11 protein-coding genes are annotated in these 14,015 nt (G+C 73.2%); 3 read left to right on the plus strand and 8 right to left on the minus strand.

Going from position 1 to position 14,015, the window contains the following annotated elements:
• Positions 1–309: 309 nt before the first annotated feature.
• A complete protein-coding gene (locus ACGF13_RS30835; protein WP_392881393.1) occupies positions 310–957 on the minus strand; it encodes a hypothetical protein in 648 nt (215 codons plus the stop codon).
• Between the two features lie 100 nt (positions 958–1,057).
• Between ACGF13_RS30835 and ACGF13_RS30840 the strand changes: the two genes are divergently transcribed.
• Positions 1,058–1,693: a TetR family transcriptional regulator gene (locus ACGF13_RS30840; protein WP_392881395.1), complete on the plus strand. Its 636-nt coding sequence runs from the start codon at positions 1,058–1,060 to the stop codon at positions 1,691–1,693.
• Positions 1,694–1,698: 5 nt separating this feature from the next.
• Positions 1,699–2,445, plus strand: a complete 747-nt coding sequence (locus tag ACGF13_RS30845) for a TrmH family RNA methyltransferase (RefSeq protein ID WP_392881398.1) — start codon at positions 1,699–1,701, stop codon at positions 2,443–2,445.
• Positions 2,446–2,484: 39 nt separating this feature from the next.
• On the opposite strand, the gene ACGF13_RS30850 is transcribed toward ACGF13_RS30845, so the two are convergent.
• The 6 genes from ACGF13_RS30850 to ACGF13_RS30875 form a co-directional block, all read right to left on the minus strand.
• On the minus strand, positions 2,485–3,807 hold the full coding sequence (locus ACGF13_RS30850; RefSeq protein ID WP_392881401.1) for a peptidoglycan-binding protein: 1,323 nt from the start codon (positions 3,805–3,807) through the stop codon (positions 2,485–2,487).
• A 268-nt stretch (positions 3,808–4,075) separates the two neighbouring features.
• A complete protein-coding gene (locus tag ACGF13_RS30855) occupies positions 4,076–5,083 on the minus strand; it encodes an XRE family transcriptional regulator (protein ID WP_392881404.1) in 1,008 nt (335 codons plus the stop codon).
• 301 nt (positions 5,084–5,384) lie between these two features.
• On the minus strand, positions 5,385–7,541 hold the full coding sequence (locus tag ACGF13_RS30860) for a protease pro-enzyme activation domain-containing protein (protein ID WP_392881406.1): 2,157 nt from the start codon (positions 7,539–7,541) through the stop codon (positions 5,385–5,387).
• 464 nt (positions 7,542–8,005) lie between these two features.
• Positions 8,006–9,496 carry an FAD-dependent oxidoreductase gene (locus ACGF13_RS30865; protein ID WP_392881408.1) on the minus strand — a complete coding sequence of 497 codons (1,491 nt, stop codon included), beginning with the start codon at positions 9,494–9,496 and terminating at the stop codon, positions 8,006–8,008.
• Between the two features lie 146 nt (positions 9,497–9,642).
• Complete coding sequence (paaN, locus tag ACGF13_RS30870; RefSeq protein ID WP_392881410.1) at positions 9,643–11,343, minus strand: phenylacetic acid degradation protein PaaN; 1,701 nt, start codon at positions 11,341–11,343, stop codon at positions 9,643–9,645.
• A 165-nt stretch (positions 11,344–11,508) separates the two neighbouring features.
• On the minus strand, positions 11,509–12,777 hold the full coding sequence (locus ACGF13_RS30875; protein ID WP_392881412.1) for a hypothetical protein: 1,269 nt from the start codon (positions 12,775–12,777) through the stop codon (positions 11,509–11,511).
• 139 nt (positions 12,778–12,916) lie between these two features.
• Here ACGF13_RS30875 and ACGF13_RS30880 point away from each other — a divergent pair, with 139 nt between their 5' ends.
• A complete protein-coding gene (locus ACGF13_RS30880; RefSeq protein ID WP_392881414.1) occupies positions 12,917–13,501 on the plus strand; it encodes a TetR/AcrR family transcriptional regulator in 585 nt (194 codons plus the stop codon).
• A gap of 7 nt (positions 13,502–13,508) precedes the next feature.
• On the opposite strand, the gene ACGF13_RS30885 is transcribed toward ACGF13_RS30880, so the two are convergent.
• Positions 13,509–13,970, minus strand: a complete 462-nt coding sequence (locus ACGF13_RS30885; protein WP_392881416.1) for an Lrp/AsnC family transcriptional regulator — start codon at positions 13,968–13,970, stop codon at positions 13,509–13,511.
• Positions 13,971–14,015: the final 45 nt, after the last annotated feature.

Below are 14,015 nucleotides of genomic sequence, written 5' to 3' on the forward strand. Positions count from 1 at the left end.
CTCCGGGGGCTGGATGATTTTCAGACTGCCAACCCTGGCGGTGGGGCGTTGAGACCGTTGGCAGTCTGAAAATCACCCGCCACGCCCCTCTCCGCGCCCACCCCCTCCGCCGCCCCCTCCCGCAGCGCGTCCCTCTCGCTGGGGTGGGACGGGTGGGTGGGTGGTTGCTGGGGGTGGGGACGGTTCCCTCGCTGGGGGGGGGTGGGGTGTCAGCCGGGTGGGGTGGGAGGGGGCGGTGGGTGGTTGCTGGGGGTGGGGGCGTTTCCCTTGTTGGGTGGTGGGGCGCCCGCTGGGTGGGGGTGGTTGGGGTCAGGCGGCGTGGGCGGCCTCGAGCCAGTTGGTGAACTCGCAGGCGAAGTGCCACTGGTGGCCGGTGGGGAGGAGGTCGGGGGCGGCTTCCGGGAACTGGACGGTGAGGCGGATGCGCAGGCCGTCGGGGGTGTCGGCTAACTCGTGCAGGACGTGGAGGATCTCGGTGCCGTCGGCGAGGGTGCCGGTGCCGCCGATGCGGACGGGGAAGGTGTCGTCGCCGGGGGTGTCGTGGAAGTGGAGGAAGAAGCGGGTCGGGCCGGTGCCGATGGTTTCGATGATCTCGACCCGCTCGCCGGTGGAGTCGGCGAGGTAGTGCTCGGGGTTGGCGGCCAGCAGGGCGGTGCGGTCGCCGGCCTGGAGGCGGCCCTGCCACCAGGTGAGGAAGGTCTCGGCGTCGATGCCGGTGGCGGTGAGTTCGGTGACGGCGGTGCGCCGGCGGCCGGCGGAGGCCTGGGCCCAGGAGGCCAGGGCGGTGTCGGAGGCGGTGGTGTCCGGGGTGAGGAGTTCGCGTGTGCGGTCGTCGTCGAGGCGCTGCTTGAGCAGGCTCAGGGCGGCGCGGGCGCGGTCGAGTTCCCAGGCGAGGACGGCCTCCCGAGGGTGGGTGGTGCCGTCGATCTCGGTGCGGACGGTGAGGCTGGTCGACATGGTGGCGCTCCTCGGGGAGGGCGGTTAGGCGGAGAATTATTCTCCGGTTCTGGTGACGCTAGCATAGGGGGAGAGATTTTCTCCGGTTAGGGAGCTGTGGATGAGGGCCGACGCGGAGCGCAGCCGGCGCAGGATCCTGGACGCCGCCTGCGAGGTGTTCCTGGAGCGGGGCCCGGACGCCCCGTTGGACGCGGTGGTGCGGCGGGCGGGAGTCGGCCCCGGCACGCTCTACCGGCGGTTCCCGGACCGGGAGGCGCTGGTCCGCGCGCTGGTCACCGACCTGCTGACCCGGCTCGCCGGGGCCGCGGAGGAGGCAGGGCGCGTCGAGCCGGATCCGTACCTGGCGCTGCGGCGCTTCGTGCACGCCGCCGCCGATCTGCGGATGGGGGCGGCGATCGTGGTGCTGCTGGAGCACCTGGTGGTGGACGAGGAGCTGGTGACGGCCCGTCGGGGTGCCGTGGTGGCCGTGGAGGAACTGCTGCGCGCGGCGCGGGAGGCCGGGCGGCTGCGGGCCGACGTCGGGATGGGGGACCTGGTGCTGCTCTGCGTCCGGGTGTCGCGTCCGTTGCCGGGCGCTCTGGCGGCGTTGGAGGCGGACGGTTCGTTGGTCCACCGGCACCTGGACCTCGCCTTGGACGGGTTGGCCCGCGATGCGGGCGGGCCGTTGGGGCGGCCGCTCGGGTTCGAGGAAGTGATCGCCGCGGCGGGGCGGCCCGGGGAGCAGGTGGGAGAGTGAACGGCATGGACGAGCTGGTGCGCGGGTGGCGGGCGGCCGAGCGGGAGCCGGGGGCGGTGCTGCTGGACGGGTTCCACGCGCTGAAGCACGCGCTGCGGTTCGGCGGCGAGGTGCGGTGGGTGCTGACCGCCGACCAAAAGGCCCTGGCGGCGTTGGCGGGCGAGTTGGCGCCGGATGTCGCTCCGGCGTTGGAGGGGCTCGCGGTGGAGGTGCCGGAGCCGGTGCTGCGGGGGCTGGTGCCGCGGTTGCATCCGACGGGGGTGGCGGCGCTGGCGGTGCGGCCCGGTGCGGAGGCGAACCGGGCGGTGCTGGGGCGGCGGCCGCGGAAGGCGCCGGTGGTGCTGTTGGAGAACCCGCGCAACCTGGGGAACGTCGGGGCGGTGATCCGACTGGCGGCCGGGTTCGGCGCCACCGGGGTGGTGACTACGGGGGACCTGGACCCGTGGCATCCGAACGTGCTGCGCGGGAGTGCGGGGCTGCACTTCGCGACCGCGGTCGAGCGGTTGAACCTGCCGGAGCTGCCGGACGGGCCGTTGTTCGTGCTGGATCCGGAGGGCGAGGACATCCGGGACCTGCCCTTCCCGGACGACGCGCTGCTGGCCTTCGGTACGGAGCGGCACGGGGTGTCGGACGAACTCAAGGCGCGCGCCGACCGGTTGGTGGCGGTGCCGATGCAGCCGGGGGTGTCCAGCTTCAACCTGGCGACCAGTGTCGCGATGGGCCTCTTCCACTGGATGTCGGGGAAGCGCTGAGACGCGGCGCCCGGGTGGGCGCCGCGCCTCGGCGGGGTGTCAGGAGAAGAGCCGGCGCCAGGTGTCGGGGCCCGGGTAGCCGTCGGCCTCACTGCCGCGCCAGCCCTGGGCCTGCTGGAAGGCCTGGACGGCGCGGCGGTCGCTCTCCGTCCACCGCGGGCCGGGGCCGACGCCGTACGAGCCGCCGAAGCCCTTGCGGACGAGCTGTTCGCCGAGGCGCCGGACGTGGTCGTTGTTCTGGCCGGGGCCGAAGTACTGGGCGCCGGGGAAGCCCTCGGTGGTGGGCGGCGGCGGGGGCGGCAGCGGGGTGCCGCCGTTGATGTTGCGGCCCTTGCCGTTGACCAGGTAGTCCCAGGTGTCCTTGCCGGGGATGCCGTCGGCCTCGCCGCCGCGCCAGCCCTGGGCCTGCTGGAAGGCCTGGACGGCGCGGCGGTCGCTGTCCGTCCAGCGCGGTCCGGGGCCCGTGGAGTAGAACGCGGCGCCGCCGCGCTGCACCAGCATCTGGCCGAGCCTGGTGACGTACGCGTTGTCGGCGCCGGGGCCGAACCTGTCCGCGCCGGGGAAGGCGGTGGAGGAGGTGCCGCCGCCGCCGTTGCCGCTGCCGCCGGCCGACAGGCCGGTGTAGCGGTACGGGACGTACGCGCCGGAGTTGTTCCAGTACGCGTACGGGGTGGAGCGCTTCTTGGTGGAGGGCCCGGTCTGCTCGTAGGCGACGTACGTGGTGCGGGAGGAGTCGGTCCAGCCGCCGAAGATCGTCACGTGCGAGCCGGCCTGGGGGCTGGCCGGGTTGTTGTAGAGGAGGATGTCGCCGGGCTGGAGGTCGTTCTTGCCGATCCGCTCGGCGAAGTTGGGCAGCGTCCAGGTGGTCTGGCTGCTGTTCAGGCCCCAGGCCATCGAGACGAAGCCGGAGCAGTCCTGGCGGTAGCCGTCCGACCAGTAGCGGCTCATGCTGTACGGCACGCCCTGGTCGACCCAGCTCTGGGCGCGCTGGATGATCTGGGCCCGGGTGAGCGGCGTCGCGGCGGCGCGCGGGGCGGCGAGGGAACGGGCCCCCGGCGCCTGGCCGTAGAGGCCGCTGATCTCGCCCTGGGGGTTCTGCGAGCGGGTGGCGCTGCTGTCGCCCGGCGTGGGGGCGGGTGCCGCGGTAGCGGCGGCCGTCCCGCCGCCGATCGCGGTGCCCATGGCGGCCATCAGCACGGCGGCCCGGCGGCGGACGCTGCGGGCGGCGGCGTGTCCGTCCTCGTGGACCGGCGCGGCGTGCAGCCGGGCGCGGCGGCGGGCGTTGCAGCCCCCGCATATGCAGTCCTCCGCCGGTTCGACGTCGTCGAACTCCATGAGCGGGGACAGGTCGGTCAGGGTCATGTTCCGCCTCTTTCCTGCGGTCTGTCCGGGCACCGCCTGACGGCGGGACAGGAGTGGCCTTCCCTGGCCGATTCCGCGTGTTACCGGGACCAAAGTCCCAAAGCGGGCGGGATGCGTCACGGTGGGTTGAGCCGAACGGGTGAGACTCGTGCGACTCCCGGACGTGGCGGGGCGTTCGGGGCCGGCCTCACCCGTGACAAGCGGCGCCCCGCCGGACCCTGACGGTCCGACGGGGCTTCGGGACTTCGGGCTTCCGGCGCGGGAAGGGCTACGCCCACTCCCAGCGGATGCCGATGTGGCCCGGCTGCTGGTCCGGGGCCAGGACGTGGGCGCTCGCCGAGGCGCCGATCCAGAGCTGCTCGCGGCGGTGGTCGACGTCGGCGCCCGGCTCGCGGTCGTAGCGCTCGCAGTGCGCCGGGACGGCGGCCGGGTCGAAGTGCACCTGGAGCACGTACTCGCGCACCGGTGTGGCGAAGCGGCGGCTGTACTCCGTGGTCGGGCCGCCGGGCGGGATCTCCACCTCGTACTCGAAGACCGTGCTGTCGCCGAGGCCGAGCGGGCGGTCCAGCATCAGCTCGGCGACGATCAGCCCGGCCTCCGGGCGGCGGCGCACCCGGCCCAGCCGGCCGTGCCGAACCGAGGTGATCTCCGGGCAGCCGGCGGCCTCCTCGTCGGCCATGTGCACCACCAGGCAGCGGCCGACGCCACCGACCGTGGCGCGCACCACCTGGCGCATCCGCAGCAGGTTGCCGCGCCGCTCGGCGTCCACGTAGTAGGAGTCGTGGATGCTCAGCCGCTCCAGCTCGCCGGCCGGCGGGGCGTTCAGCTCGGCGAAGATGTCGGCGATCTGCTGTTCGCCCGGCCAGACGTCCTCCAGCCCGAGGTGGCAGGTGTTGGCCGCGGCGGCCCAGCGGCCGCGCGGGCGCGGCGGCCCGAGCAGCGAGGAGAGCGCGCTGTGCGGCAGGCCGAGCAGTTCCTCCAGCAGGTGGACGGCGCGCAGCGAGCTGGCCCGTTCGGGCTGGCTGCGGCCGCGCCGCCAGTAGCTGAGGGTCGTGACGCTGACCCGGACGCCGCGCCCGGCGAGGGCGGCGCGGATGCGGTCCAGGCTGAGGCCGCTGGCCTCGATGGCCAGGTGCAGGGTGTCCGCGAAGCCGCCGACCGGGGTGAGCCGGCCGGGCGCCGGGACGGGGGCGGCGGCGGGGGGCGGTCCGGGACGCTCCGTGTGCGATCCGACCAGCCGCAGCCGCGCGGCGTCCTGAGGTTGCTGTGCGGCCATGCGGTGACCCTCCCCACCAGGTGAGTTCGGTGGGACCGGGTCGGCGCCGGGGCGCGCCGCCAGCGGCTTCACCGAGCTTTGGGGAACCCTATGCACGGTCGAGAGGCTACGTCATCAGTCGTGCGTATGACAGTGGTCACGGCAGGTGGACCGAAGGGTTAGCGATCTTGAAACAGTCCGGAAACACGGGCCGCCGCCCCGGGCCCGCGCACCCCTGCGGCGGGCCGGGACGGACACCGCCGGGGCGGGCCCTGACGGCGGCCGCCCCGGCGGGGGGTTCGGTGGTGCTACCTGCCGGTGATCAGTTGACGTTCAGCGCGACGTCGTCGATCACGAAGCTGGTCTGCAGCGAGGAGTCCTCGGTGCCGGTGAACTTGACGGTCACGGTCTGGCCGGCGAAGGAGGTCAGGTCCAGGGTGCGCTGGACGTAACCGGCGGCGGCGTTCGCGTTGGAGTAGGTCGCCAGCGTGGTGCTGTTGGCCTGGACGGTCAGCTTGTCGTACGCGGTGGTGCCGGTCTCCGCGGTGTCGATGTGCAGCCAGAAGGTCAGCTTGGCGGAGGTGCAGCCGGCCGGGATCGAGACGGTCTGCGACATGGTGTCGGTGTGGGCCGAGCCGTAGCCGTTCATCCAGGCCTTCCAGCTGCCCGAGTGGGCGGCCTGGGAGGAGCTGTTGTCGACCACGCCGCTGGAGGTGGTCCACGGGGAGGCGGTGCCGGTCTCGAAGCCGCCGTTGGTGATCAGCTGGGCGGCGGTGCAGCCGCCGGACGGCGGGGTGGTGCCGCCGCCGAGCAGGGCGGTGGTCAGCGCGTCGGCGACCGGGGAGCCCCAGCCGGTGACCTGGTCGTAGCCGGCCTTCGCGGAGAAGTCCTGGTTGGCGCCGGTGGTCACGTCGTGGAAGGTGCTGCCGTAGCCGCTGCTGTTCGCGACCGAGTACAGCCGCGGGCTCGCCTCGCCGAGGACCGGCTGCCCGACGGCCTTGGCCTTCTGGTTGAACTGGGCCGCGTAGCCGGACCAGAGCGGCGCGGCCGCGCTGGTGCCGCCGTAGACCTGCCAGGCGCCGGCCGTGTAGATCGCGAAGCCGCTGGCCGGGTCGGCGTTGGAGGAGACGTCCGGGACGGTGCGCATGGTGCCGCTGACGCCGGTGCCGGTCTGCCAGCTCGGCTTGGCGAACACGGTGGAGACGCCGCCGCCGGCGGTGCTCCAGGCGCTCTCCGAGGAGTAGGCGTTGCCGCTGGACACCTTGAGGTTGGTGCCGCCGACGCCGGTCTGGTGCGGGCTGGAGGCCGGGAAGTCGACCGCCTTGACGGAGGAGCCGCTGGTGGAGCGGGTGCAGTCGCGGGAGCCGTCGTCGCCGGAGGCGGAGAAGATCGAGATGCCCTGGGCGGCGGCCTGCTTGAAGGCGTTGTCGACCGCCGTCATCGAGGAGGCGGTGGTGTCCGGCTCGCAGGAGCCCCAGGAGATCGAGATCACCGAGACCCTGTTGTCGGCCACGATCTTGTTGGCCATGTCGATCTCGCCCTGGTCGCTGTTGGGCGCCTCGTAGACCAGCTGGGTGGCCTTGGGCGCCGCGCCGCGGACGATCTCGCTGTCCAGCTCGACCTCGCCCTGGCCCTGGCCGGGGGCGGAGTCGTAGTTGGCGCCGTCCACCGAGACGGTGGAGACGGCCGGGCCGGACAGGCCGTACTGGGAGTCGTAGGTGGTCAGGTTCGAGGACTGGTAGCCGTCGAACTCCCACAGCGCGACCGTGGTGCCGGTGCCGTCCGCGCCGGTCTTGTTGAGGTTGTACGCACCGGTGTACTGGGCCGGGGCCATGCCGCTCGGGGTGGCGCTCGCGGTGTTCGGGGTGACGGCCTTCGGCGTGGCCAGGCGGTTCTTGCGCACCGCGTGGTTGTCCAGGCCGCTGATGCCCTGGACCACGGCGGCGAGGTCGGAGGGGATCGAGGCGGCGGCGTCGTTGGCGAAGAAGGCGCGCTGGAGCTGCGGGTCCAGGTACGAGCTCTCGTGGGTGCCGAAGGCCTGGGAGACCTGGGCGGCGGTGCCGTGGGCGTTGACGACCTGGCGGTTGGCGCTCACCTCGGTGACGGTCAGGCCCTGCTGGGCCAGGTACGTCCTGACCTGGTCGACGGCGGCCTGGGTCGGGCCGAACCGCGCGGTGAACTGCTCCGGCGTCAGGTAGTGGCCGTACTCCGGGGTGCCCGGGGTGGCGACGGCGGTGAGGAAGCGGTCCAGGGCGTCGGCGTCGCGCAGCTTCAGGCTGACGGACACCGCGATCTGCTGCGCGGCCGGGACGTCACCCTTCTTCTCCGAGTGGGCCACCGCCGGGTTCACGGTGTTCGGCAGGGCGACGCGCGGGGTGGCGTTGGGAGTGGCGGCCTGCGCGGTGGAGACACCGAGCGAGACGGCGGTCAGCGGCAGCACGGCTATCGCCGCGGCGAGGGCAAGGGAGCGGGGGCGCAACGGATCCTCCTCTGGCCGGCTGTGGGGGCCGGCAAGGGACCAGGCGTTCAGGGGGTCGAGAACGCTGGCTCGAACATGACAGAACCCGTGTGCGAAGTGGCTCATGGTCGAGCAATTCGTTGCTAAAAAACAGTCAACTGTGGAAGGTGGGAAACTCGGCGGTTCCATACAGTGAATGACGGTGATTCCGGAGCCGGTCCAGACCGATTCGGGCTGCCTGGAGCGGACGTGTCATCGGAACGAGCCGAGGGAGAGCGCCGACTGACGCGCAGCCGGACCCGCGGGGCCGGCGACCGCTGACCGGCGGGAAGGCTCGGCCGACGGGCCTGCGGCGGGCCGGAGTTGCGGTGAGGGGGCCTCGGCGGGCCGGAGTTGCGGCGAGGGGGCCTCGGCGGGCCGGAGTTGCGGCGAGGGGGCCTCGGCGGGCGGGCGCGCGGTGGACCGGGCGCCCGCCCCGAGGACGGTCAGGCCGGGGTGCCGAGCCAGTCGGTGAGGGCGGTGCGCAGTTCGCCCTGGCCGGGGTCGACGGCGGCCCAGGCGACGTAGCCGTCCGGGCGGATCAGCAGGACGGTGTCGCGCAGCTTGCCGTGCGGGTCGGCGGGGGCGGCGGAGACCATCCGGTCGGCCCAGGGTTCGGCGGCGGCCAGCTCGTCATTGCTGACCAGGACGAACTTCCCGGCGCGCAGCGCCTCGTAGAGCCGGTCGGGGCCGGCCGGGGCGCCCTCGGCGGGCTTGCTCAGCGCGGTCAGCCGCAGGTCCGGGACGCGCTTGCCGACCTGCGGGTGGCTGTCCTTGGGCGCGGGGTAGGAGATGCCGATGCCGGAGACCAGCCTGGCGCCGCGCTCGGTGACCGGGTCGAGGTGGCCGCCCAGCGCGGTGAGCGCCCCGCGCAGGGCGCGGGTGGGGGCGGACTCGGCGAGCGCCAGCCGGATCAGCGCGCCGGAGGTGCGCAGCACCGTCTTGCCGACCGGGTGCCGCTCGGTCTGGTAGGTGTCCAGCAGGGCGTCGGTGGCGTGGCCCCGGACCGCCGCGGCGAGCTTCCAGGAGAGGTTGGCGGCGTCCTGGAGGCCGGTGTTCATGCCCTGGCCGCCGGCCGGGGAGTGGCAGTGCGCGGCGTCGCCGGCCAGGAAGACCCGGCCGGAGCGGTAGTTGGGGGCCTGCCGTTCGTCGCTGTGGAAGGTGGAGCTCCAGCGCACCTCGTGCAGGCCGTAGTCCTCGCCGAGGATGGCCCGGACGAGGGCGGTGAGCTGCTCGGCCGAGGGGGTGGTGCCGTCCGGGTACCGCTCCTCGCGGTCCCAGGCGATGATCCGGAACCAGCCGTCGCCGAACGGGGCGATGAAGGCGAAGCCGGCCTGGTTGGCGCCGACGGTGATCGCCTGGGCGGGCTCGTGGTCCAGCCGGACGTCGGCCAGCACCACCGAGTCGACCACCGACTCCCCGGGGAACGGGATGCCCAGCAGGTCGCGGACGGTGGAGTGGACGCCGTCGGTGGCGACCGCGTAGGCGGCGCGGTGGCTCTGCCCGTCGCGGGTCTCCAGGGTCACGCCCTCGCCGTCCTGGCGCAGCCCGGTGACCTCGGCACCGCGCAGCACGGTGGCGCCGGCCTGCTCCGCGCGTTCCAGCAGCAGCCGTTCGACGTTGTACTGCGGGGTGATCAGGACGAACGGGAAGCGGGTGGGCAGCGAACCGAGGTCGATCCCGAAGCGGTCGAACATCCGCAACTCGGAGAGCGGCCGGCCGGTGGCGATCAGCTCCTCCGCCAGGCCCCGGGCGTCCAGCAGCTCCAGGCTGCGGGCGTGCACGGCGAAGGCCCGGGTGAGGTTGGACTCGGCGGCCCGCTTCTCCAGTACGGTGACGCCGACTCCGGCGGCGGCGAGATCGCCGGCCAGCAGCAGTCCGGTCGGTCCGGCGCCGACGATCAGGACGTCGGTTTCGCTCGTCGGCTTCACGGCCATGTATCAGCTCCCGTTGTTCGGAGGGCGGTCGTACGCCGTTCCCGGCGTTCTCCCAGCCTCCATCATCGCGGGCGCCGTCGGGGCTGTGAACCGCCGGGCCCCGGCGGTGGGTGACCGCCGGGGCCCGGGGGATGCCGCCACGGGGCTCAGGAGTGCCTGCGGATCTCCACCGTGCGGAACCGGTTGGCGACGAACGCGCCGTCGCAGTAGGCCGAGTTGGCGGCCGGGTTGGCGCCGGTGCCGTGCAGGTCGGAGAAGGCGGCGGTCTGGTTGGGGTAGACCCCGCCGGTCAGGTTGAGCGAGAGCGAGACGCCGGAGTCCAGGGCGGCCTCGACCAGCAGCGCCTCCACCTCGGGCGAGGTGGTGTAGCCGGAGGCCGTCATGGCGCCCTTCTCGCGGACCGTGGTGCGCAGCAACTCGACCGCGGCGGGGGTGGATTCGACGGCGACGGCGAAGGAGACCGGGCCGAAGCACTCGGTGCGGAAGAGCGCGCGGTCGTCCGGCTTGTCGGCGTCCAGCCTGACCAGCGCGGGGGTGCGGACGGTCGCGCCGGGGAAGTCCGGCGAGGTCACCGCGCGCGGGGCGAGGGCGAGTTCGCCGTACTCGCCGCCGGCCGCGGCGGCCGAGCGCTGGAGCACCCCGGGGTTGACCACGGCACCGAGGATCGAGGCGGCGCGGGTGTCGTCGGAGAGCAGGCCCTCGATGGCGCCGGCCAGGTCGTCGACCACCTGGTCGTAGGACTTGTCGCCCTGGTCGGTGGCGATGCCGCCGCGCGGGATCAGCACGTTCTGCGGGGTGGTGCACATCTGGCCGCTGTAGAGGGACAGCGCGAAGGCGAGGTTGCCCAGCATGCCCTTGTAGTCGTCGGTGGAGTCGATCACCACCGTGTTGACGCCGGCCTTCTCGGTGTACACCTGCGCCTGCTTGGCGTGCTCCTCGAGCCAGTCGCCGAAGGTGGTGGAGCCGGTGTAGTCGATCAGCTTGATCTCGGGGCGGACCGCGAGGGTCGCGGCGACGGTGCCGCCGTCGTGCTCGGCGGCCAGGCAGACCAGGTCGGGGTCGAAGCCGGCCTCGGCGAGCACCTCGCGGGCGACCCGCACGGTCAGCGCGAGCGGCAGCACGGCCCGCGGGTGCGGCTTGACCAGCACCGGGTTGCCGGTGGCCAGCGAGGCGAACAGGCCCGGGTAGCCGTTCCAGGTGGGGAAGGTGTTGCAGCCGATCAGCAGCGCGAGGCCGCGCGGGACGACGGTGAACTCCTTGGTCATCACCAGCGGGTCGCGCTTGCCCTGCGGCTTGGTCCAGCCGGCCTGCCGGGGCAGCCGGGTCTGCTCGGCGTACGCGTAGGCGACGGCCTCCAGCCCGCGGTCCTGGGCGTGCGGGCCGCCGGCCTGGAAGGCCATGCCGTAGGCCTGGCCGGTGGTGTGCATGACGGCCTGGGCGAACTCGTGGGAGCGGGCGTTGATCCGGTGCAGGATCTCCAGGCAGACGGCGGCGCGCTCCAGCGGGGTGGCGGCGGCCCAGCCGGGGCGGGCGGCGGTGAGTGCGGCGATCAGCGCGTCCGGGCCGGCGTGCGGGTAGGTGATGCCCAGCTCGACGCCGTACGGGGAGGCCTCGCCGCCGACCTGGTCGCCGTCGGTGGGGTGGCCGTCGAGGGTGAAGGGCTTGCCGAGCAGGGCGTCGAAGGCGGCCTTGCCGTCCGCCGGGCCGCTCTCGCCGTACGCCTTCGGGAACTCGGGGTAGGGCGACCAGTAGTCGCGCTTGGCGGCGGCGGCGAGCGCGGCGTCCAGGGTGGCCTGGTGGCGCTCGACCAGCTCGCTGACGAGGGGGTGGGTGACCGCTGCGGACATCTTGTGCGCTCCTGGGAGGGCCTCGAAAAGCAGGACGGGACACGTCACAGGGTAACCGAACGATCGGTCGGCTCAAGAGGGTGCGGCGAGGGGAATCCGGGGAGACGGAACGGGGGCGCGTCCGGGTCGGACGCGCCCCCGTGGGCTCGGGTGGGTGGTCCGGGTTTACGGCACGCCCAGCTCGAAGATCACGTACCCGGCGTACCAGCCGGAGGCGATGGCGCCGGTGCCCAGGACGGTGGCCAGCACCGGCAGGCTCAGCTTGCGCATCCCCACCGCCAGCGCGATGAACAGCGGGAACGCGGGCAGCAGGTAACGGGAGACGTTGCCGAAGATGCCGAGGCTGCCGAGCACCGAGACGATCGTCGCCACCGTGTAGGCGGTCAGCACCAGCGGCGGGCGCAGCCGGACCAGCAGCACGATCAGCATCGGCAGGCTGAGCACGATCAGGGTGGCGAGCAGGTCCGGCAGCGGGAAGGCGAAGGGGTAGTCGCTGCGGCCCAGCAGGACCCCGCGGATCGCGTGCCAGGTGCCCTGGCCCCAGTCGAAGTAGTGCAGCCAGGCGTCGTGCTGGAGCCGGAAGTAGCCGCCCCACTCGCCCGTCCGCCAGCCCACCCAGCCGACGTAGCCGAGCAGGCCGAGCGGGGCCAGCAGCATCGCGGCCAGCGGGCGCAGGACACCGCTCTCCCGGCGGTACAGCTCGACCAGCGCGGCCAGGCCGACGGCGCCTATCAGCGCCGCCGAGGTCGGCCGGTTGAGTCCGGCGACCAGGGTGACCACCCCGGCCGCGATCCACTGCTTGGTCATCACGCAGTAGCAGGCCCAGGCGGCCAGCGCGACGAAGAGGGAGTCCGAGTAGACGGCCCACTCGGCGCCGGAACCCGGGGCGATCGCCCAGATGCCGGCCGCGATCACGCCCGAGCGCGCGTCGCCGGTCAGCTTCTCCACCACGGCGTAGATGCCGGCCGCGGCGAACAGCGAGGCCACCACCGAGACCAGCATCCCGGCGCCGTACAGGCCGAGGCCGGTGACGTCCGAGGTCAGCCGCATCAGGCCCGGGTAGAGCGGGAAGAAGGCGGCCGAGTTCTGCTCGATGCTGAAGCCGACCGGGCCGTTCGGGATCGGGACGAGTGCCGGGTGGTAGCCGTACTGGGCCACCTGCTGGTACCACCAGCCGTCCCAGCTGGCCACCACGTCCCAGGGGTTGGCGCCGCCTCCGAACCGGGCCGGCTTCTTGGCGTACTCCCCGGCGAAGGAGAGCAGCTTCATGAAGACGGTGAAGCCCACCAGCTTCAGCACGGCGTAGCACCACACGGCCGGTCCGAACCGGACCACCAGGGCGCGGCCGCGCTCCTGCCAGGTGCGTGAGGTCCCTTCGGGATCCTCGCTGCGCTGCTCTGGCACGTCGGAGGCGACTGCCGGTATTGCGTTCATCAGCCGTGGACCCCAGTGCTCTGGACGTGGACGGATCGTCCGGAGAGTCTAGGGCCTGGCCCTGTCCGGCACCCCTGGTTGGTACGGACCAGTCGGACCCGATCGCGTACCGCCGCGTACGGCCGGGGATACTCGGAGGATGGCCGATCACACCACGCGCACCGCCTACACCGTGGAGTCACTGCTCGCGGTGACCGTCGACGTCTTCAACGAGCGCGGCTACGACGGCACCTCCATGGAGGACCTGTCCCGGGCGGCCGGGATCTCCAAGTCCTCCATCTACCACCACGTGCGCGGCAAGGAGGAGTTGCTGCGGCTGGCGGTCGGGCGGGCGCTGGACGGGCTGTTCGCGATCCTGGCCGAGCCGGCCGCGGTCGAGGGCCCGGCGGTGGAGCGGCTGGAGCACGTGGTGCGGCGCACCGCCGAGGTGCTGCTGGACGAGCTGCCGTACGTGACGCTGCTGCTGCGGGTGCGCGGCAACACGGCCACCGAGCAGTGGGCGCTGGAGCGCCGGCGGGACTTCGACCACCAGGTCGCCGAGCTGCTGCGGGCGGCGGTCGCGGACGGCGCGCTGCGCGCGGACGTGGAGCCGCGGCTGGCCACCCGGCTGCTGTTCGGGATGATCAACTCGATCGTGGAGTGGTACCGGCCGGGGCTCAAGGCCGCCGACGGGGTCGCGGACGCGGTCGTCCACCTGGCCTTCGACGGGCTGCGGGCGCGCTGAGCCGTATCTAGAGCGGCGGCACCTGGTCCGTCTCCTCGAAGACCAGCATCGTCCGGGTGCCGAGCACCTGGGGGATGGACTGGATGCTGCCCAGCACCAGCTCCCGCAGGGCCTGGTTGTCGGCGGTGTGCACCAGCAGCAGGACGTCGAAGTCCCCGCCGACCAGCGCGATGTGCGCCACCCCGGGCAGCGCCAGCAGCTGCTCGCGCACCGTCCGCCAGGAGTTCTGGACGATTTTCAGGGTGACGTACGCGGACGCGGTCTGGCCTGCCCGCTCGTGGTCCACCCTGGCAGTGAAGCCGCGGATGACACCGTCCTCGACCATCCTGGAGATCCGGGCGTACGCGTTCGCCCGGGACACGTGCACCCGCTCGGCCACCGAGCGGATGGAGGCGCGACCGTCCTGCTGCAGCAGCCGCAGGATCTGCCGGTCGACCCGGTCGAGTCTGGACATCTGTTCAGCCGACATGACCCCCCACCCCCACCGATTGGACGCACTGCCACCAGTCGACCG

It is taken from the genome of Kitasatospora sp. NPDC048286, assembly GCF_043201735.1.
Lineage (GTDB): Bacteria > Actinomycetota > Actinomycetes > Streptomycetales > Streptomycetaceae > Kitasatospora.

Coding starts and splice junctions, on each gene's coding strand:
- ACGF13_RS30835 (WP_392881393.1), bottom strand. CDS start 957: ATGTCGACCAGCCTCACCGTCCGCACCGAGATCGACGGCACCACCCAC.
- ACGF13_RS30840 (WP_392881395.1), top strand. CDS start 1,058: ATGAGGGCCGACGCGGAGCGCAGCCGGCGCAGGATCCTGGACGCCGCC.
- ACGF13_RS30845 (WP_392881398.1), top strand. CDS start 1,699: ATGGACGAGCTGGTGCGCGGGTGGCGGGCGGCCGAGCGGGAGCCGGGG.
- ACGF13_RS30850 (WP_392881401.1), bottom strand. CDS start 3,807: ATGACCCTGACCGACCTGTCCCCGCTCATGGAGTTCGACGACGTCGAA.
- ACGF13_RS30855 (WP_392881404.1), bottom strand. CDS start 5,083: ATGGCCGCACAGCAACCTCAGGACGCCGCGCGGCTGCGGCTGGTCGGA.
- ACGF13_RS30865 (WP_392881408.1), bottom strand. CDS start 9,496: ATGGCCGTGAAGCCGACGAGCGAAACCGACGTCCTGATCGTCGGCGCC.
- paaN (WP_392881410.1), bottom strand. CDS start 11,343: ATGTCCGCAGCGGTCACCCACCCCCTCGTCAGCGAGCTGGTCGAGCGC.
- ACGF13_RS30875 (WP_392881412.1), bottom strand. CDS start 12,777: ATGAACGCAATACCGGCAGTCGCCTCCGACGTGCCAGAGCAGCGCAGC.
- ACGF13_RS30880 (WP_392881414.1), top strand. CDS start 12,917: ATGGCCGATCACACCACGCGCACCGCCTACACCGTGGAGTCACTGCTC.
- ACGF13_RS30885 (WP_392881416.1), bottom strand. CDS start 13,970: ATGTCGGCTGAACAGATGTCCAGACTCGACCGGGTCGACCGGCAGATC.